The organism is Streptomyces sp. 4F14 (assembly GCF_048159485.1).
Taxonomy (GTDB): Bacteria; Actinomycetota; Actinomycetes; order Streptomycetales; family Streptomycetaceae; genus Streptomyces.
In genome coordinates this window covers 149,887-166,819 of sequence record NZ_JBLRVY010000028.1, presented here as the reverse complement: position 1 = coordinate 166,819, position 16,933 = coordinate 149,887, and the positions used below count along the sequence as shown (strand labels likewise).

At 66.9% G+C, this 16,933-nt stretch carries 16 protein-coding genes and 2 tRNA genes; 13 read left to right on the top strand and 5 right to left on the bottom strand.

Annotated elements, in window-relative coordinates; genetic code table 11:
* Positions 1 to 2,471 (bottom strand): PAS domain-containing protein (locus ACLZOT_RS37885; protein ID WP_416973687.1); only part of this gene is annotated, 2,471 nt, incomplete at its 3' end.
* A 506-nt stretch (positions 2,472 to 2,977) separates the two neighbouring features.
* Between ACLZOT_RS37885 and ACLZOT_RS37880 the strand changes: the two genes are divergently transcribed.
* A tRNA-Ser gene (locus ACLZOT_RS37880) sits at positions 2,978 to 3,068 on the top strand.
* A 183-nt stretch (positions 3,069 to 3,251) separates the two neighbouring features.
* Positions 3,252 to 3,324 (top strand) — tRNA-Arg (locus ACLZOT_RS37875).
* A 41-nt stretch (positions 3,325 to 3,365) separates the two neighbouring features.
* On the opposite strand, the gene ACLZOT_RS37870 is transcribed toward ACLZOT_RS37875, so the two are convergent.
* From ACLZOT_RS37870 to ACLZOT_RS37860, 3 genes are all read right to left on the bottom strand, one after another.
* A complete protein-coding gene (locus ACLZOT_RS37870) occupies positions 3,366 to 4,202 on the bottom strand; it encodes a protein kinase domain-containing protein (protein WP_416973686.1) in 837 nt (278 codons plus the stop codon).
* A gap of 80 nt (positions 4,203 to 4,282) precedes the next feature.
* A complete protein-coding gene (locus tag ACLZOT_RS37865; RefSeq protein WP_416973685.1) occupies positions 4,283 to 4,726 on the bottom strand; it encodes a hypothetical protein in 444 nt (147 codons plus the stop codon).
* A 200-nt stretch (positions 4,727 to 4,926) separates the two neighbouring features.
* Positions 4,927 to 5,157: a hypothetical protein gene (locus tag ACLZOT_RS37860; RefSeq protein ID WP_416973684.1), complete on the bottom strand. Its 231-nt coding sequence runs from the start codon at positions 5,155 to 5,157 to the stop codon at positions 4,927 to 4,929.
* Positions 5,158 to 5,276: 119 nt separating this feature from the next.
* On the opposite strand from ACLZOT_RS37860, the gene ACLZOT_RS37855 reads away from it, so the two are divergent.
* The 7 genes from ACLZOT_RS37855 (at position 5,277) to ACLZOT_RS37825 (ending at position 12,266) form a co-directional block, all read left to right on the top strand.
* Positions 5,277 to 6,020, top strand: coding sequence for an XRE family transcriptional regulator (locus ACLZOT_RS37855; protein WP_416973683.1), 744 nt, complete (start codon positions 5,277 to 5,279; stop codon positions 6,018 to 6,020).
* Between the two features lie 2 nt (positions 6,021 to 6,022).
* On the top strand, positions 6,023 to 6,493 hold the full coding sequence (locus tag ACLZOT_RS37850; RefSeq protein ID WP_416973682.1) for an NUDIX domain-containing protein: 471 nt from the start codon (positions 6,023 to 6,025) through the stop codon (positions 6,491 to 6,493).
* A gap of 430 nt (positions 6,494 to 6,923) precedes the next feature.
* The gene (locus tag ACLZOT_RS37845) at positions 6,924 to 7,349 is read left to right on the top strand and encodes a hypothetical protein (RefSeq protein ID WP_416973681.1); all 426 of its coding nucleotides are present in this window, start codon (positions 6,924 to 6,926) and stop codon (positions 7,347 to 7,349) included.
* Positions 7,350 to 9,143, top strand: coding sequence for a caspase family protein (locus tag ACLZOT_RS37840; protein WP_416973680.1), 1,794 nt, complete (start codon positions 7,350 to 7,352; stop codon positions 9,141 to 9,143).
* A gap of 524 nt (positions 9,144 to 9,667) precedes the next feature.
* Positions 9,668 to 10,747, top strand: coding sequence for a RelA/SpoT domain-containing protein (locus tag ACLZOT_RS37835; RefSeq protein ID WP_416973679.1), 1,080 nt, complete (start codon positions 9,668 to 9,670; stop codon positions 10,745 to 10,747).
* Positions 10,748 to 11,460: 713 nt separating this feature from the next.
* Positions 11,461 to 12,012 carry a YcxB family protein gene (locus ACLZOT_RS37830; protein ID WP_416973678.1) on the top strand — a complete coding sequence of 184 codons (552 nt, stop codon included), beginning with the start codon at positions 11,461 to 11,463 and terminating at the stop codon, positions 12,010 to 12,012.
* 53 nt (positions 12,013 to 12,065) lie between these two features.
* A complete protein-coding gene (locus ACLZOT_RS37825; RefSeq protein ID WP_416973677.1) occupies positions 12,066 to 12,266 on the top strand; it encodes a hypothetical protein in 201 nt (66 codons plus the stop codon).
* Here the strand turns inward: ACLZOT_RS37825 and ACLZOT_RS37820 are convergent, their stop codons facing one another.
* Complete coding sequence (locus ACLZOT_RS37820; RefSeq protein ID WP_416973676.1) at positions 12,267 to 12,755, bottom strand: hypothetical protein; 489 nt, start codon at positions 12,753 to 12,755, stop codon at positions 12,267 to 12,269.
* Positions 12,756 to 12,856: 101 nt separating this feature from the next.
* Between ACLZOT_RS37820 and ACLZOT_RS37815 the strand changes: the two genes are divergently transcribed.
* From ACLZOT_RS37815 to ACLZOT_RS37800, 4 genes are all read left to right on the top strand, one after another.
* Positions 12,857 to 13,309, top strand: coding sequence for a DUF5959 family protein (locus ACLZOT_RS37815; RefSeq protein ID WP_416973675.1), 453 nt, complete (start codon positions 12,857 to 12,859; stop codon positions 13,307 to 13,309).
* Positions 13,310 to 14,191 (top strand): DUF2797 domain-containing protein, encoded by an 882-nt coding sequence (locus ACLZOT_RS37810; protein ID WP_416973674.1) that lies wholly within the window; start codon positions 13,310 to 13,312, stop codon positions 14,189 to 14,191.
* Between the two features lie 404 nt (positions 14,192 to 14,595).
* Positions 14,596 to 15,336 carry a response regulator transcription factor gene (locus ACLZOT_RS37805; protein WP_416973673.1) on the top strand — a complete coding sequence of 247 codons (741 nt, stop codon included), beginning with the start codon at positions 14,596 to 14,598 and terminating at the stop codon, positions 15,334 to 15,336.
* Positions 15,333 to 16,925 (top strand): ATP-binding protein, encoded by a 1,593-nt coding sequence (locus ACLZOT_RS37800; RefSeq protein WP_416973672.1) that lies wholly within the window; start codon positions 15,333 to 15,335, stop codon positions 16,923 to 16,925. The genes ACLZOT_RS37805 and ACLZOT_RS37800 overlap by 4 nt, the downstream gene beginning before the upstream one ends.
* Positions 16,926 to 16,933 lie beyond the last annotated feature (8 nt).

Sequence of the window (16,933 nt, the reverse complement as noted above, 5' to 3'; positions counted from 1 at the left end):
CCCTGAGCCGGGACGCCCTGAGCCGGGACGCCCTGAGCCGGGACGCCCTGAGCCGGGACGCCCTGAGCCGGGACGCCTTGAACCGGGACGCCCTGAGGCGGGACGCCTTGAACCGGGACGCCCTGAGGCGGTACCCCCTGCATCGGCGCGGCCCCCTGCCCGGGAACCCCCTGCCCCGGCGCGACCTGTTGCGCCGTACCCCCCTGATCCGGCCCGACACCCTGAGCCGTACCCCCCTCCCCAGGAACCGCCCCCCGGTCCGCCTCGGCCGGAGGCAGCGCGAACACCGCCCGCGGCCCCGCCTCCTGCGCGGCCGCCCGCTCCCCCGCAGCCGCCAGCGCCCGCCGCCGGCGCCCGGTCGGCTCCCCCTGCTCCCCGGCACCGCCGTCACCGGAGCCGGAAGGCAACGCCAGCGCACCCTGCTCAGCCGCCTGCACCCCACCCGGCGGCACCGGCACCCCGCCCGGAGGCACCGCGGCCCCCAGCCCGGCCCCCACCGCGGCCGTCCCCGCCGCATGCTCCGCGGCCGTCACGACCGCGCCCTCCGCCACGTCGTCGCCTCCGGCGGCAGGCCGCCCCCGACGCCGCCCCGACCCCTCGCCGCCGCTCTCGACGGGAACGCCCTCCTCCTCGGCGGCGGGCCCACGCCGACGCCGGCGCCCGGAGGGCGGAACGGCCCCCTCACCGTCGTCCCCCTCAAGGAACGCGTCCACAGAGCTGCGCCGCGCCCGCCGCTGCCCGGCCTCCTCGGCGACCGGCGCCTCGACGGGGGCGACCTCGACCGGGGCGGCCCCGGCGGGAACGACCCCCGCCCCACCCCCGAGCGGCACCTCAAGGACGTACGCGCTCCCGCTCATCCCCGGCACCTCGACGGTCTGGAGCACCCCGCCGTGCGCCCGCACGATCCCCCGCACGATCGGCTCGTGAACGGGGTCCCCACCGCCGTAGGGCCCCCGGACCTCGATCCGTACGACCTCCCCGCGCTGGGCGGCGGCGACCACGACCGTGTTGTCCATGTACCCGCCGGCGGAGACGGGCGCGTTGCCGGTCGCGTCGACGCCGGCGACGTCCGCGACGAGGTGCGCCAGCGCCGTAGCGAGGAGACGCGCGTCGACCTCGGCCTCGATCGGCGGCGCGTGGACGGCGAACTGCACGCGGCCGGGACCGATCAGCTCGACCGCGCCGTCGACGCCGGCCGCGACGACCGCGTCCAGCATCACCTTCGTACGGCTGACCTGCGCTTCCCCCGTGTCGAGGAGCTGGTAGCCGAGGACGTTGTCGATGAGGGTCGTGATGCGGGAGTACCCGGCGGAGAGGTGGTGCAGGACCTGGTTCGCCTCGGGCCACAGCTGTCCGGCGTCGTCGGCGGCCAGGGTCGCGAGTTCGCGGCGCAGCTCGTCGAGGGGGCCGCGCAGGGAGCGGCCGAGGAGGGTGAGGAGCTGGTCGTGCCGGCCCGCGAGGGCCTCGTACCGGTCCTTCTCGCGCTCGCCGAGCGCCGCGTACCGGTCCTCGCTCGCCGCGGTCTCCTCCGCGTGCTGCTCGGTGAGCTCCTCGATCTGCGCGACGTGCTGCTGGCGCAGGGCGGTCAGATCAGAGGCGTGCTCCTCCGCGAGCCGCTCCAGCTCCTCGGCGTGCGCCTCCTCGACGGCCTCCTTCTCCTTCGCGAGCGCGTCGTACGGCCGCCGGTCGGTGAACGTCATCACCGCGCCGACCAGCTGGTCGCCGTCCCGTACCGGCGCGGTCGTCAGGTCCACCGACACCTTGTCGCCGTTCTTCGCGAACAGCACCTGGCCGCGGACCCGGTGCTTGCGGCCCGAGCGCAGGGTGTCCGCGAGCGGCGACTCGTCGTACGGGAAGGGGGTGCCGTCCGGACGCGAGTGCAGGACGAGGCTGTGCAGCTCCTTGCCGCCCAGGTCGTTCGCGCGGTAGCCCAGTATCTGTGCGGCGGCCGGGTTGACCAGCACGATCCGCCCGTCCGTGTCCGTCCCCACGACGCCCTCCGACGCCGCCCGCAGGATCATCTCCGTCTGCCGCTGCGAGCGGGCCAGCTCCGCTTCCGTGTCGACGGTGCCGGACAGGTCGCGTACGACCAGCATCAGCAGTTCGTCCGGCGCGTAGCCGTATCCGTCGTACGCCTGCTGGCCGTTCTCCAGGTTCGCGCTCGTGACCTCGACCGGGAACTCGACGCCGTCCGTACGGCGGGCGATCATGCGCGCCGGCTTGGTCCGGCCCCGGGGATCGATGTGATCGGGCCTGCGCATCGACCCGGGGATCAGCTTGGAGTCGAACTCGGGCAGCAGATCGAGCAGCCCCCGCCCCACGAGCGCGGTCCCCGGTGACTCGAACGCCTCCAACGCGATCGTGTTCGCGTTGACGACCGTCCCGTTCGCGTTGACCAGCACCAACGCGTCCGGCAAGGCGTCCAGTATCGCCGCGAGGCGAGCAGCGCCTCGGGATGGCCTGCTGCTCACGAGACGCTTCCTCCCTGTCACCGCACCTTGCCTACCGCTCGGGCCATCTTGCCAACGGCTCCGCGGGGTGTCACGCGAGGGAGTCTAAAGGCAGGGGGTCCCCCTGCGACGCCGTATGAGAGGCACCTCGCATCTGGCGCGTGCCCTGGGGAACGGGGGTGCGAACGGGGTTCGCGGGAACTGCGCGGGACCTTTACGGGGGTGGGGGTTTTGTCGGGGCGGGGTGTTCGGCGTGTACGGGGGTGAGGTGCTCGGCGTGGATGGGGGCGACGGGGTCGTGGCGGACGTGCTCGGCGTTTGACGCGCGCGGCGTTGATGTGGCGGACGTGCTCGGCGTTGACGCGGAGGAGCGTCGCCATGCGCTCCCGGGGCCCTCCGCCTCCCCGCCGCCAACCCCTTTGCCCTGGCCCCCGGCCGCCTAGTACGGTGGACACCGATTGGTGACACAGCACTCACCTGTGTCATCATCTGCACGCACCACTCGCACCCACGCGGGCGGTTGTGCTGGAGGCGTCGCCTAGTCCGGTCTATGGCGCCGCACTGCTAATGCGGTTTGGGACTTAAATCCCATCGAGGGTTCAAATCCCTCCGCCTCCGCAGCACCCGAAGCCCCGGTCCCCGCGACCGGGGCTTCGTCGTTCCCTCTCCGGCGCGTTTCCCCAGCTCACAAGGGGTACGCCTATCGGATTTCACATGACGCCGCCGGTCATGTAATGTTCTTCCTGTCGCCGGGAGCGGCCGGAAGGCCAGGAACGGAAGACACGAGAAACAACAAAACAAGCACTCGTAGCTTAACGGATAGAGCATCTGACTACGGATCAGAAGGTTGCAGGTTCGAATCCTGCCGAGTGCACATGATCGAAGGGCCCCGGATTGTTCCGGGGCCCTTCGCTTTTAACTCAGCGCCTTGCCGGCCTCCTGGAGGGTGGGCCGGTCTTTCGGATCGTGGCTGAGCATGGCGTCGATCAGTTCGCCGAGTTCGCCGGGCGCCTTCACGGGGCGGCGGTTGCCGTTCGCTACGGCTTCTCTCTGTACGGGGCGTGGCGCGTCGTCCGGGTATTCGACCGCTCGCCAGCCGGTGGCGGAGATCAGCAGTGAGGCGCCGAGGGCGTAGACGTCTGCTTCCGGGGTGGCTTCGGCTTGGCCCGTGGTGAGGACGCTGCGGGAGATCTCCGGGGCTTCGTAGTGGACGAGGCAGCCGCGGTAGGGGAAGTCGTACTGCGCGGGGATGTTGCCGCCCTGGGCGAGGGCGAGGTCGATGAGGTGGACGCGGTCGGGGCCGGTGATGAAGTGGGCGGGTTGTACGTCGCCGTGGGCCCAGCCCTTCGCGTGGAGGTCGGCCAGGGCGTCGATGCAGCTCGGTGTGATGCTGATGTGGGGGTCGAGGGGCGGGGTGTGTCGGCGGCGGGGTTCCCACAGCACGTACAGGTCCGGTCCCGCCCGCCAGGGCTGGATGTTCCACGTCCCGTACTCCCATTCGCCGTACGTGACGTCGTCACGGCCGAGGCTGTGCAGTACGGCGCCTTCGCGGGCGGGAGCGAGCGCGGTCCAGGGTTGGGCGGGCCAGTCGGGGGTGGCCTCGATGGGGTGGCCGAGTTTCACGGCGTAGTGACCCCCGGGTGACTCCACTTCCCAGACTGTGGACCCCCGGCGATTGACGACCAGGCGCTGACTCGTGGGGGTGAGCGCGTCGAGTACCACGGTCGGCAGGTCGGTGGGTGGGCCGGGCAACGTGTCCTCTCCTCCTGGGTTTCCGGACGAGCGCGGGCGACCTTGAGGTGAGGTCAGCCACGCTCGCCGGTGTTCTGCTTCTATGCCTGACCGTACGGCCGGCCGCAATCCGAGTCACAGTTCGCCAGGCTCTCGCCGTTCATGGTCCACAGGTCGTCGAGGACCATGAACCCGGCCGCCTTCATGGCGTGCGCCGAGGCGGCGACGCGTTCGGGGTCGCGGGCTCCGCCGCCGGGCTTCGGGTTGTGGTGCAGGAAGCGGCCCGCGTACTCCTCGCAGAGGTCGGCGTACTCCTTGGTGTGCAGGATGAGCGCGTGCAGGCCGAGGTCCACGTCGTCGGACGGGACCGTGGGAACCGTGGCGGCGGCCGCCGTGACCGCGAAGGCCACCGCCTGGTCCGCGATCCGCTCGGCCCGCTCGGGCGACTGGCCGTTGTGGACAGCCACGAAGTGGGCGAGGCTCTCGAAGAGTTCCTCACCGGCTACCGCTCGTCCGGTCTTCTGGTCGTTCGTCGTTGCCGTCATGGGGAAACTCCTTGTGGGTGGCGGGACATGAACTGTTCGCCTGTGCCGGTCGCCGGGTCTTGAGGCGTGGGCGACGGGGCGCGGGGTTTGGAGGCCGCTCCGAACGGGGTTGGGGGACCAGGAGTTGGCACCTGTTCGGAGCGGCCGGTCCTGCGGGCCGACAAGGATCAGGACGTCCATGTGCCGGCCGATGGCGAGCGTCACAGAGCGCTTCGGCTGTTGCCGTTCCGGATGGCCAGGCGTGCGCTCAGTTCTTCCCGCGCGCTCAGTGCCACCACGTTGTCCGGCATCGCGTCCCATTCCGTGCCGCCGGTGAGCGGCCGTATCTGGACTCGGCCGCCGACCTTGTCCATGACGACGCCGATGCGCCCGCTGGCACTGTCCTTCGCCAGTTCGCCGATAGCCGGATTGGTCTGCTGGTTGCTCGCCATGCATAGGAGCATCCAGCGGTTCACCGGGACGTCGGAACTACCGGCAAACCCCACTTCGGGACGTCCCGCGTCGGATAGAACGTCCCTAGTGCCGTCCCCGAGTGTTGGGAGAGATTGGGATGCCGAACGAGAGGCTACGTGCTGCCATGGCGGCCGGCGGCTGGACGTGCAGCGCCCTTGCGAACAAGGTCGAAGTCGATCCCAAGTCCGTCGAACGTTGGGTCAACCTGGGGCGTACGCCGCGCCGGGCTACGGCCTTGGTGGCAGCGGAAACGCTAGGAGAAGACGTGCATGCTCTATGGCCTGCGCTCCGGCAGGCACGCCCTGCCCGCGCCGTCAGCCCCGAACTCGTGACCCTCTACGACCAGCGGGCGGACGTCCCCGTCTCCACGTTCGTGGACATGCTCACCCAAGCCCGCGAGCACATCGACGTGCTGGTGTACGCCGCTCTCTTCCTCCACGAGGCGTACCCGCGACTCAACGACCTGCTCCGCGAACGTGCCGCCGACGGATGCACCGTCCGCATCGCGATCGGCGACCCGGGCAGCGTGAACGTCCAACAACGCGGCACGGAAGAGAAGTTCGGCCACGGCATCGAGTCCCGCTGCCGACTTGCCCTCATGCACTACCGTCCCCTGGCCGACGTACCCGGCATCGAGGTCCGGACCCACACCACCACGCTCTACAACTCCATCTACCGCGCCGACGACCAGGCATTGATCAACGCTCACGTCTGGGGCGTCAACGCCTACGGCGCTCCTGTGTGGCATCTTCGCCGTAACGGGAAAGGCGGCCTGTTCGACACCTACGCCGGCAGCTTCGACGCGGTGTGGGGGACCGCCACGCCGACAACCGGAGGGTGACCATGGCACGGACCGAGTACTACGACGATCCCGCGGCCCCTGAGCCCAACAGCCTGGTGGTCGCCGCGTCCGCCGTGATCACCGACGACGAAGGCCGCATCCTCCTCCAGCGCCGCCGGGACAACGACCTCTGGGCCCTCCCGGGCGGCGGCATGGAAATGACCGACTCCCTCCCCGGAACGGCCGTCCGCGAGGTGAAGGAGGAAACGGGCCTGGACGTGGAGATCACCGGGCTCGTTGGCACGTACACCGACCCTCGCCACGTCATCGCCTACTCGGACGGCGAGGTACGCCGGCAGTTCAACGTCTGCTTCACCGCCCGCGTGGTCGGCGGGCGGCTCGCGATCTCGGACGAGTCCACGGAACTCCGGTTCGTCCCGTCAGAGGAGATCACCCACCTGCCGATGCACCACACACAACAACTCCGGCTCCACCACTTCCTGGAACACTGCGAGCGGCCCTATCTCGGCTGACCTCTATGAGTGCAAAGCGGCGACGGTGCTGCCGTGGGTCAGCGGATTGCTTCGTCCACGAGCAGGTAGAGGAACCCGACGAGAGAACCGGTGCTGACGGTACGGCCCTCCAGATCGGCTGGAATTTTGTCGAGTCTCAGATGAGGCCACAGCGTCAAGCATCAACCGAGACCGGACAATGCCTGGTGGGGCTCACCTGTTACAGGTTTCTCTACCTCATCAAGGCGGCTCGCTCCGCTCCCCGCGCGCGGCCCGGCCCCCGGCCGGGCCTGCGCTCCTGTCTCCGCCCCACTCCAGCCCGGCCGGCGCCCGTGCCGCGCGCACAGGAATCAGCCGCTTGTCGCCTGAGGGGGTACGTCGTAGCTAGGGCGGTCAGGCCGCAACACGCGATCGGGCACATGCCGTTGCGGCTACCTGTCATTATTGCTCCATGAGTGACAGGACGTCAGACTTGTGTCTCACCGTGACCCTCGGTCCGGGAGCTATCACCGACGAAACGGCCATCAGCAGCCTTCGCAACGAGCTTCTTGAAGTTCGCGGTCTTCTCAGGGTGCACCCCGCAAACGCCGCGGCTGAGCACTCCGGTCCGGGAACGCCAAAATCACCCATGACTCTCGGCCTTGTCGGCCTGACGCTCACCGCTGCCCCTTTCGCCCTTAGGCAGGTTACAACCGTCATCAAGGCGTGGCTGGAGAGGCAAAAATCAAGAACACTCATTCTCGAAGTCGACGGAGAACGTCTTGAAATGACCGCACTCACGAACAAGGATCAAGAGGCGGCTCTGGAGTTCTTCATTCAACGTCATAGCACCTCCGCCTCAAACTCCACGCAGGAAAGCAACCAGCCTGGAGCATAAATGAAGAAGAAGGCACTCCTCATATCATGCGGCACATACACTGATTCGAACCTTCACCCCCTCCCATCATCCATACCCGACAGCGCCAGATTTGCCGATCTCTTGGAAAGGCCGAACCTGGGCGGGTTTGACGTACGCATCGTCAATGATGGCACTCTAGTAACAGTACAACGAGAAATCCATGAACTCCTTCACCTAGCCGCAACTGATGACCTGATCCTAATCTATCTTTCAAGTCATGGCTTGAAGGACATGTTCGGCCGCTTCTATTTGGCCTTGCCGGATACCGACCTATCTGCCCTACCTGCAACCTCACTGTCTGGAAGATATATTCGAGAGCAGATCAACGATACGCAAGCAAGAAGACTCGTAATTATCCTAGACAGTTGCTTTTCTGGCGCCTTTGGCCGCGAACTCATGGCTAAGTCGATTTCCCTCTCCGAGGGTACTCCCGATGAGTTCACAGATGAGTTCCTTGAGGGTACCGGGCACGCCATACTGGCTGCGAGTTCGCCCATTCAATACGCTTTGGAGGATGGCAGCAATAACAGCCCTACTTCGGTTTTCACGCGCGCAATATGCGACGGCATCGCGACTGGCGCTGCAGACGTAGATGCAGACGGCTGGATTTCTCTCAGCGACCTATTTGAGTACTCGTCAAAAGAAGTAAGTGCGCGATATCCGCTACAAACGCCACAGATGAGCTGTTTCGGTATCGATCGAGACCTAAAGCTCATGCGCGCCCCCTCTCAACCGACAACATACGCGGATTTCGATGCAGACATCGAGGAAGCATCCAAGAGTATTCATCCGGAACTTCGGATTGCTGCCGCAACTGTCCTCGGAAAGATCACCCACAGTCAGAATCGGGAACGCGCCGCATCCGCCCTTAGGAAGTTGAGAAAACTTAGAAACGACTTCCATCCAGAAGTCAGAGAGGCAATTGAACTACATATTTCTGTTGCGCCGAAGAGGCCGAGGCGCAGGCTTCCAATACAAACGCCAGAGAACAAGCAAGTCCACAGCTCTGCATGGGTGGAGGTATCAGCTCAAGGTCTCTCAAAGGCATCACAGGTGGTTCCCTACTTCATCGACACATCTGACGTTCACCCGATACTCTCCAACGTTCATTTTCAATCAGGCGATCAATATTTGAGAATGTGGGCATCGGACCGGTACCGAGTAGACCTTTGGCGCCTTCCGATCGAATCTAAAGGAGAAAAATTCGACATATCCATCCTGGGCTCGGACGTTTACTCACTCAAAGCTTTCACCGGGGCCGGCAAGGTGCGAATGGAAGTTGGGGAAGTATTCTCAGAATTTGAGTGCCGAGAAAAAATGCTAGCAATGAATTCGACTAAGCCCAAGGAGCTGCCTGCCTACTTGAGTCTGATACCAATAGATTCCTCCGGCGTCGCCCACATCGCCCGCGCACCGCTCTTGGATGCAGTGGAAAAAGCCACTACCGCAACTAAGACACGAAATACTCCCGTGGTTTTGAACCTGGGGAAATCGTCTGCAGGAAGGGCCGAGATCAGCTTCTCCGGCGACGATGCAGTCTCGGAATCTGTCCCCATGGAAATGATTGGCGATCCGATCAGAATCGCCTTCACCCCGCGTTTTCTAATAGCCGCCCTTGGGTCATTTTCAACTAAGACAGTGAAAATGGCCGTGACGCACCCGAATAAGCCGGCGATTTTTACTGCGGATGATGAGCCGGAGCACATGCATCTACTAATGCCCGTGCGACTAGATAGAGGAACCGAGATTCATGGTGAAAGCGGCCCAGCCTGAGGAGGAGGCAACCGGGGCGTTTCACCTGCAGTGGCCCGGACAGCCCTCGAATAGTCGCAGCTTCCCAGGCTGAGGGCTCAGGCATGTCAGCACGTGCCAGCCGTCGTGGCTTGCTCTCGGTGACGGCACTTTCAACGTGTTGAAGGCCGGTGGGGGTGCAACGAGGCATACGCGCGCCTGGGCGGTCGACGCACCCGCCATCGTGGCTGACTGTCGTCGGCTAAGCCTCGTGCCACAACCGTGCCAGATGCAGGGGTCAGCCACGGTTAACACCGGTGCCACGCGGTCGAGTAGCCGCCCACTTCCTCGGCCAGCGAAGCCGCAGCTCAGCCCACAGATCACCCAGCCGCTCTCCTAAAGCGGTGGTCAGTGGCAGACCCGTGAGGTTCGACGTAGTGACCGGTGTGCGCCCGATCGCCTCATGCCATCGGCCATGCTCCCTGCTCTAGATCTTCGGAAAGGGCCGAGCTGACCGTGGCGATAACCGCAGGCGGGCGTCGGCGCGGCCCTGTACGGTCGCGACTATGAAGAAGTGGGTGGTCCCCGAGAACTCGAACAAGCGCGTCCAACGTGCGAGCCGGACGATCGGTAAGGGGACGGGCACGCTCGAGGAGATTCAGGAGGCGCGGGAAGTCCTGAGCAACTACCGTCTCGCCCACGCATTTCCTCTGAACGCGGTGACCGTCACCGTGCGGCAGCGAGCGCTCGAAGTGAACACGAACGCCGTCGTGGCCGAGCGCCGGAAGCGCCTGCCCACGATCCTGGACAAACTGAAGCGCCACCCCAGGATGAGCGTGACCACCATGCAGGACTTGGGGGGCTGCCGGGTGGTCTTCGACACCGTCGCCGAGGTGGACGAGTTGGTCAGCGTCCTACGGGACTTGCCACGGAGCAAGAACCGCGTCAAGAAGGTCTACGACTACCTACGTGATGACCCGGGGCCACGCGACTCTGGCTACCGGGGTGTTCACCTGGTGTACGAGTACGGAGCCTCGAAAAAGGAATACCAGGGCCTGCGGATCGAGCTGCAGGTGCGCACGCGGCTCCAGCACGCCTGGGCGACCGCCGTCGAGACCATGGATCTGTTCTCGGGCAGCGAGCTGAAGTACGGGAAGGGCGACCCGGACGTGCTCAGATTCTTCGTCCTAGTCGGCTCGCTCATGGCGTATGAGGAAGACACCACCCCGGTGCCCGGCGCCGAGGGGACGCGGGAGGAGTTGGCGGCCGAGTTGGCACGCCTGGAAGCGAACGTCGGCGTTCTGGAGCGGCTACAGGGCTACGCGGCGATCGTGGGCGAGCACTCCAAGACGGACCGCCGGAACACCTTGACCCTTGAGCTCTGGCGGACCGAGGGGCAGCTCACAGTGACGGTTCACGAGACGCTGGCCGCCGCAGAGGCCCGGATCACCGAGCTGGAAGCATTGGACGACGAGGACCTGGACGCGGTGCTCATCAACATCGCCCGGATCAGCCAGTTGCGCGACGCGTACCCGAACTACTTCGCAGACACCGGCCGTTTCACCGATTTCGTCGTGGCGTGCCTAAGAGAAGTGGGCGAGCAAGCGCCGCAAGAAGTGAGCCGGAGTCGTGGGATGAGTGTCTAACTGCGTGACAACGCCGACGCACAACGGCGGATGAGTGCGAACGTCAGCGGACCATCAGCACAGGTGAGAGCCGCACCAGCCCAAGGCCGGACGCCCACCCAAGTTGCTTCGGGACGAAGAGGTCATCGCTCAAGGTCTCCCTATCACGCTTCTATCGACATAACTTGCTCTGGTCGACGACATGGCAGCGGGGCGGAGGCCGGTAAGGGTGTAGCGAGGCACACGCGTGCGTGATCGGCCAACGTGCCCGTCGCTGTGGCTGACTTTCGTTGGCTGAGGTTCAGACGGCTACATCGGTGGTGTCTGTCATCTGTTATGTACTGCTCAATGCTGCATGCTGGCAGACGGGCAGCCGTGTTGCGGTACAGCAGCCAAGTACAGCAACCACAGCAACCGACTATGGCCAACAGCCACCCTGACGGACCGAACAGCAACCCGTATGACCCTCATTGACCGATCTCTGTAGAGCTACGGATCAGAAGGTTGCAGGTTCGAATCTTGCCGAATGCACACAAGCAAGGGGCCCGGATGAAGATCCGCGGACGGGCGGGCGACTTTTCCACCGGCGTGGACTACGTGTTGACCGTTTCCGCCTCGTCGAACTAGTACGGCAACGCTGCTTGCCGTGACTGCTGACCGGGTCAGGGCTTGACCTCGGCTCTTTGTGCTACCAGCAGTCTTAACCGGCCATTCCCGTACCTATGATTTCGGCCATGAGCATCAAGGGCGGGGAATCCTCACACCAGGACTCGGAGCGCGGCACGGCCGTCGAGTTCGTGTACGAGCCGACGGTCGCGGACTTCGAGGAGGCGGTTCGCGGGCGGGCCCTCCGGTCACCGGCGGGCCGGGTCCAGGCGGTCATGCCGCTGCTGCTGGCGGTGGCCACCGTCGTCGTCTTCTCGGCCCTCCGCGATTCCCCGCTGCCGCTGTGGATCATCTCGTTGGTGCTTGTCGTGGCGATCTCGGTCTGGGGCACCCTGCGAGGGCTGCATACCACGGCCCGCCGGCTGTTCAGCATCGTCGGGCCGTACGGGCAGTGCCGCATGGTGGCGGACGACCGCGGAGCGGTCAGCACCGGCGAGCGTGTGTCCTTCACCGTCGAGTGGACCGTCTTCCGGGAGTACCTGGAGACACCCGGACTCTTCGTCCTCCTGGGCGGCGACCGCGCGGCCGGCGTCGCGGTACTGCCCAAGCGGGGCGCCCAGGATCCCGCGGACGTGGACCGGCTCCGGGGGATCCTGGACCGGAACCTGAAGCGGTTGTAGGTGACTGCTGCGACACCGGCCGGATCGTTGCCGCTACGGCTAATCTGCGGGCCATGGACACTTCCGGACCGCCCGACGGGCCCCTCTCCGACCACGAGATCGGCCAGTTCTTTGAGTTGATGCGGCGGTACTGCGTGTACGAACTCGACCAGTGGGAGAACCTGTTCACGGAGACGGACTACGGGCCCGTGTACGTCAGTCTCGCGCGGGCTCTCCCGCCGGGGGCGCCTCATGAGGCGTACCGGGAGTTCTGATCAGGCGTACGTCCAGCGCCATGCGTTCGAGCTGTATGTGCAGGTGATCCGCCTGCCGCTCGCGTTCGTCGTCGTCTCGCCGTGGTCGGCCTTGCGACAGAACTGGCCCGCCGAGTAGCAGTTGCCGGAGTTGGAGACGGTCGAGCAGGTGCCGGGGTCGTCCTGGGGGGTGTCGTCGGTGAGGCCCGCGGACTTGTCTTCGGCGGTCGTTGTTTCGGTGACCGTGACCGTGGGGGCCGGTTCCGGGGTGGCCGTTTCGGTGATGGTGGGGCCGGGTGCCGGGGTCGTCGTCACCGTCGCGGTGACCGTCGCCGCGGGCTTCGTCTTCGCCTCGACCGACTGCTTGGTGTCGTTCGCCGGGGCCGCTATCAGCGCGCCGGCGAGGAACAGGCCCGCGCCGCCGAGCCAGACGCGCTTGCGGCGGCGGAGGGGGCGGGTGTCCGGTGGGCGGGGTGCGGGTGGCATGGGTGTGGTGTACGGGCTGGTCATCTCGTCCCCCTTGGGTGGTTCAGGTGGGGTGACCGTAGTGCCCGAGATGAGGGTGTGTGGAGAATTCGTGAGAGAAGTGATGAGTCTGTGACTGTGGGGTAGTGTGCCGCACCTTGATGGCCTGTGCGGCGGGAGTGGACGTGGAGCTGGTGCGGTTCGAGGGTGCGGGGAGCAGTGTTGTGGTGCGGGTGACGGGGTGGGAGGGCGAGTGGTTCGACGGGGAGATCGTCGTGCGGAGTGGGTTTGTCGAGGGGCGGGTGCGGGTCGGGGGGAGTCGGGAGGATCTTGAGGAGTGGGGGGCTCTGCTCGATGTGCTGGAGGACGAGGAGGCGTACGAGGACGAGGACGGGGAGGTGTTTGTGGGGGACTGGCCTCGGGAAGGGCGTACCGCTTATGTGAGGGTCGCCGCCGAGGATCCGTTGGTGGTGGAGGTGCGGGACGCGCCGGGGACGGGGATCTGTGTACGCGTTCCGTTCGCGATGGAGGAGGGGTGGGTTGCCGAGGCGAGGGCACGGTGGGAGGCGTTGTCAGTGGGGGGATCTACGCTCGGGTGAATGGGGCAGACGTGGAAGTGCGCGGGGCTGAGGTGGAGCGCGGGGAGTGGGCCTGTGCTGCGGTGGGAGGGGGGTGCCGGGAGTGCGTTGGGGTGGGGGAAGGGCGTTGGGTTCGGGGTGGTTGAGGGGAGTGGGAGGGGGTGTCTGGGGGCTCGGGGGAACCCGTGTGCGGGGCGGCAGATGGTTGCCGCACGGAGTACCGGTGGGCGGTGCGAGGAGTGTGGGCGGCTGGATCGGGTGGGGTCCGTGGCCGCGGACGGGCGGGCCGATGATCCGCGGACCTATCGGGTGTATCTCGCCTGGTTCGGGGGTGGGTTGCTCAAGGTGGGGATCACTGGCGAGGGGCGGGGGTCGGATCGGCTGCTGGAGCAGGGGGCCGTTTGTTTCACGTGGCTCGGGGAAGGGCCGCTGATGGCCGCGCGGCGGGCCGAGGAGGTGTTGCGGGTCGCGCTCGGGGTGGGGGACCGGGTGTCGTACGGGCAGAAGCGGGCGGTACGGGGCGAGGCGGCGCGTTCTGTCGAGGCCGGCGTCGGTGAGCTGGGCGTACTGCACCGGCGTGCGCTTCGACTTCCCGGCTGGCCCGAGACGCTCGTGCCCCAGCCCTTCCAACCCGTCGATCACACCGAGGCGTTCGGTCTCGTGGACGCGCCTCCCGCCGTCGGCGAGGTCACCGAACTGGTCGCCGGTGGTGCCGTCGCCGGGGAGTTGGTGGCGGCGGCGGGGCCTGACCTGCACATCCGTACGGCCGCGCAGGGGATCGTCGTACTGGATACGAGGCTGATGACGGGGTGGGAGCTGACGTCGGCCGGCGCGGGCGCGGGGGAGTTCCCGGTACGCCCGTTCCCGAAGGAACCGGTGGAGGAGCAGGTGGGGCTGTTCTGAGCGTGCGTTCGGGGGTGGGGTGGGGTGGGGTGCCGCTTGGGCGAGGTCGTACCGAGCGCCCTCGCAACCCCCTCGTACCGAGCGCCCTCGCAACCCCCTCGTACCGAGCGCCCCCGCAACCCCCTCGTACCGAGCGCCTCTGCACACCCCCGTACCGGGCTCCCCCGCCCCACCCCCAACCCCCCAGTTCACCCCCTCACCCCCTACAGCCCCCGTAAAGCTTCCCCAAGGGATCTCGCCAGCGGAACCCATGACTCCGCCCATAAAATCACTCCCCAGATAGCAACAGAACCCCCCAATCCCCCCACCCCCATCCCACCCCCTGAGAACTCCCTGTGTGTTTCTCAGTCAATTCACAGGGAAGCGAAAGCCCCCTCTCAGAGGACCTCGACATGGTGGTCAGCATGACCACGACCTCGCCCCAGGGGCGTACCGAACTGCTGAGGCCGGACGGGAGCCCCGTTCGAGTGCTTGTGGTGGACGACGAGATGTCGATCACCGAGTTGTTGTCCATGGCGCTGCGCTATGAGGGCTGGCAGATCCGGAGTGCCGGGGACGGCACCGGCGCGATACAGACCGCGCGGGAGTTCCGCCCGGACGCGGTCGTGCTGGACATGATGCTGCCGGACATGGACGGGCTGACTGTCCTGGGGCGGCTGCGGAGGGAACTGCCGGACGTCCCGGTGCTGTTCCTCACCGCCAAGGACGCCGTAGAGGACCGCATCGCGGGCCTCACCGCGGGCGGCGACGACTACGTCACGAAGCCGTTCAGCCTGGAGGAGGTCGTGGCGCGGCTGCGCGGACTGATCCGGCGTTCGGGCGCGGCGGACCGCCGCTCGGACTCCGTACTGGTCGTCGGCGACCTCACCCTCGACGAGGACAGCCACGAAGTCTCAAGGGCCGGCGACAACATCCACCTCACGGCGACCGAGTTCGAGCTGCTCAGATTCCTGATGAGGAACCCCCGCCGCGTGCTCAGCAAGGCACAGATCCTGGACCGCGTGTGGTCGTACGACTTCGGCGGCCAGGCGAACGTGGTCGAGCTGTACATCTCGTACCTGCGCCGGAAGATCGACGCGGGCCGCGAGCCGATGATCCACACCCGGCGAGGCGCCGGTTACCTGATCAAGCCCGCCCAGTCATGAGCGGACGACGGCGGCCGCGTCCACAAAGGAGACGCACGCTGCGGGCCAGGCTCGTCGTCGCATCGGTCGCGCTGATCGCCGTGGTGTGCGCGGTGATCGGTACGGTGACGACGCTGGCGCTGCGCCAGCACCTGTACGACCAACTGGACCGGCAGTTGATGGAGGTCTCGGTGCGGGCGTCGGGAGGTCCCAACGGCCGTCCCCCCGGTGCCGACGGCCGCGACTCAGGTCCTCAGCAGCAGTCCAAGGTCGTCAACCTGACGGAGTTCGTGACCAGGGGCCCGCAGCCCGGCGGCTCCACCCTGATCGCGAAGGTCGTGAACGGCTCGGTCTCGTCGGGCGCGGTCGGCGAGAAGACGGGCAGCACCTTCGAGATGAAGGCGCAGTCGCTCACCGAGGCCCAGATGAAGGCCGTCAACGCCACGTCCCAGGACCAGAAACCGCACTCCGTGGACATCCCCGGCCTGGGCAGCTACCGCGTCAAGTACACGACCGGCGTCAACGGCGATTTCTACGTCGCGATCCCCACCAGCGACCCCGACAACACGATCAGCACCCTCATCCTGGTCGAACTCAGCGTCACAGCGGCCGGGTTGATCGCGGCCGGCATCGCCGGATACGTCCTCGTCGGCGTGGCCACCCGCCCCCTGCGCAAGGTCGCCGCCACCGCCACCCGAGTCTCCGAACTCCCGTTGCACACAGGCGAGGTGAACCTCAGCGAACGGGTCCCGGAGTCCGAGACCGACCCCCACACGGAGGTCGGCCAGGTCGGCGCCGCCCTCAACCGCATGCTGGACCACATCCACGGCGCCCTGCACGCGAGACAGCAGAGCGAGATGCGCGTACGGCAGTTCGTCGCCGACGCGAGCCACGAACTCCGCACCCCCCTCGCCTCGATCCGCGGCTACGCCGAACTCACGCGCAGGGGACGGGAAGAGGTCGGCCCGGACACCCGGCACGCGCTGGGCCGTATCGAGTCCGAGGCGGGCCGGATGACGTTCCTGGTCGAGGACCTCCTCCTGCTGGCCCGCCTGGACGCCGGCCGACCCCTCCAGTTCGAGCAGACGGACCTCGTACCGCTGGTCATCGACACGGTGAGCGACGCGCGCGCGGCGGGCCGGGACCACGTATGGCGGCTGGAGCTGCCGGAGGAACCGGCGCTGGTCAGTGCCGATGCGGCGAGGCTGCAACAGGTGCTGGTCAACCTGCTCGCCAACGCGAGAACGCATACCCCTCCGGGTACGACGGTCACCGCGCGCGTTCAAAGAAGGGGCCCCTGGCTCTGTGTGGACGTCCAGGACAACGGCCAGGGCATCCCGGCGGACCTGCTCCCGCACGTCTTCGAGCGGTTCGCGCGGGGCGACTCGGCGCGTTCGCGGGCCACGGGGTCGACGGGGCTGGGGCTGGCGATCGTCCAGGCCGTGGCGAGCGCGCACGGCGGTGCGGTGACGGTCGACAGCGTCCCCGGACAGACCGTGTTCACCGTGCATCTGCCCGCGCTCGTCCCGCAGCCGTCGCCCGAAACGAACTGGCAACTCGACTCACAGGGTCAGCACAGTGCCAGCACATGGGTGCAACAGGGCGTCTGAGCAAAGTC

Bases quoted from the DNA above. Each gene is read 5' to 3' on its own strand.
- ACLZOT_RS37830 (WP_416973678.1), top strand. From the start codon at position 11,461: ATGAGCATCAAGGGCGGGGAATCCTCACACCAGGACTCGGAGCGCGGC.
- ACLZOT_RS37820 (WP_416973676.1), bottom strand. From the start codon at position 12,755: ATGACCAGCCCGTACACCACACCCATGCCACCCGCACCCCGCCCACCG.
- ACLZOT_RS37855 (WP_416973683.1), top strand. From the start codon at position 5,277: ATGCCGAACGAGAGGCTACGTGCTGCCATGGCGGCCGGCGGCTGGACG.
- ACLZOT_RS37845 (WP_416973681.1), top strand. From the start codon at position 6,924: ATGAGTGACAGGACGTCAGACTTGTGTCTCACCGTGACCCTCGGTCCG.
- ACLZOT_RS37800 (WP_416973672.1), top strand. From the start codon at position 15,333: ATGAGCGGACGACGGCGGCCGCGTCCACAAAGGAGACGCACGCTGCGG.
- ACLZOT_RS37810 (WP_416973674.1), top strand. From the start codon at position 13,310: ATGGGGCAGACGTGGAAGTGCGCGGGGCTGAGGTGGAGCGCGGGGAGT.
- ACLZOT_RS37825 (WP_416973677.1), top strand. From the start codon at position 12,066: ATGGACACTTCCGGACCGCCCGACGGGCCCCTCTCCGACCACGAGATC.
- ACLZOT_RS37850 (WP_416973682.1), top strand. From the start codon at position 6,023: ATGGCACGGACCGAGTACTACGACGATCCCGCGGCCCCTGAGCCCAAC.
- ACLZOT_RS37860 (WP_416973684.1), bottom strand. From the start codon at position 5,157: ATGGCGAGCAACCAGCAGACCAATCCGGCTATCGGCGAACTGGCGAAG.
- ACLZOT_RS37840 (WP_416973680.1), top strand. From the start codon at position 7,350: ATGAAGAAGAAGGCACTCCTCATATCATGCGGCACATACACTGATTCG.
- ACLZOT_RS37865 (WP_416973685.1), bottom strand. From the start codon at position 4,726: ATGACGGCAACGACGAACGACCAGAAGACCGGACGAGCGGTAGCCGGT.
- ACLZOT_RS37805 (WP_416973673.1), top strand. From the start codon at position 14,596: ATGACCACGACCTCGCCCCAGGGGCGTACCGAACTGCTGAGGCCGGAC.
- ACLZOT_RS37835 (WP_416973679.1), top strand. From the start codon at position 9,668: ATGAAGAAGTGGGTGGTCCCCGAGAACTCGAACAAGCGCGTCCAACGT.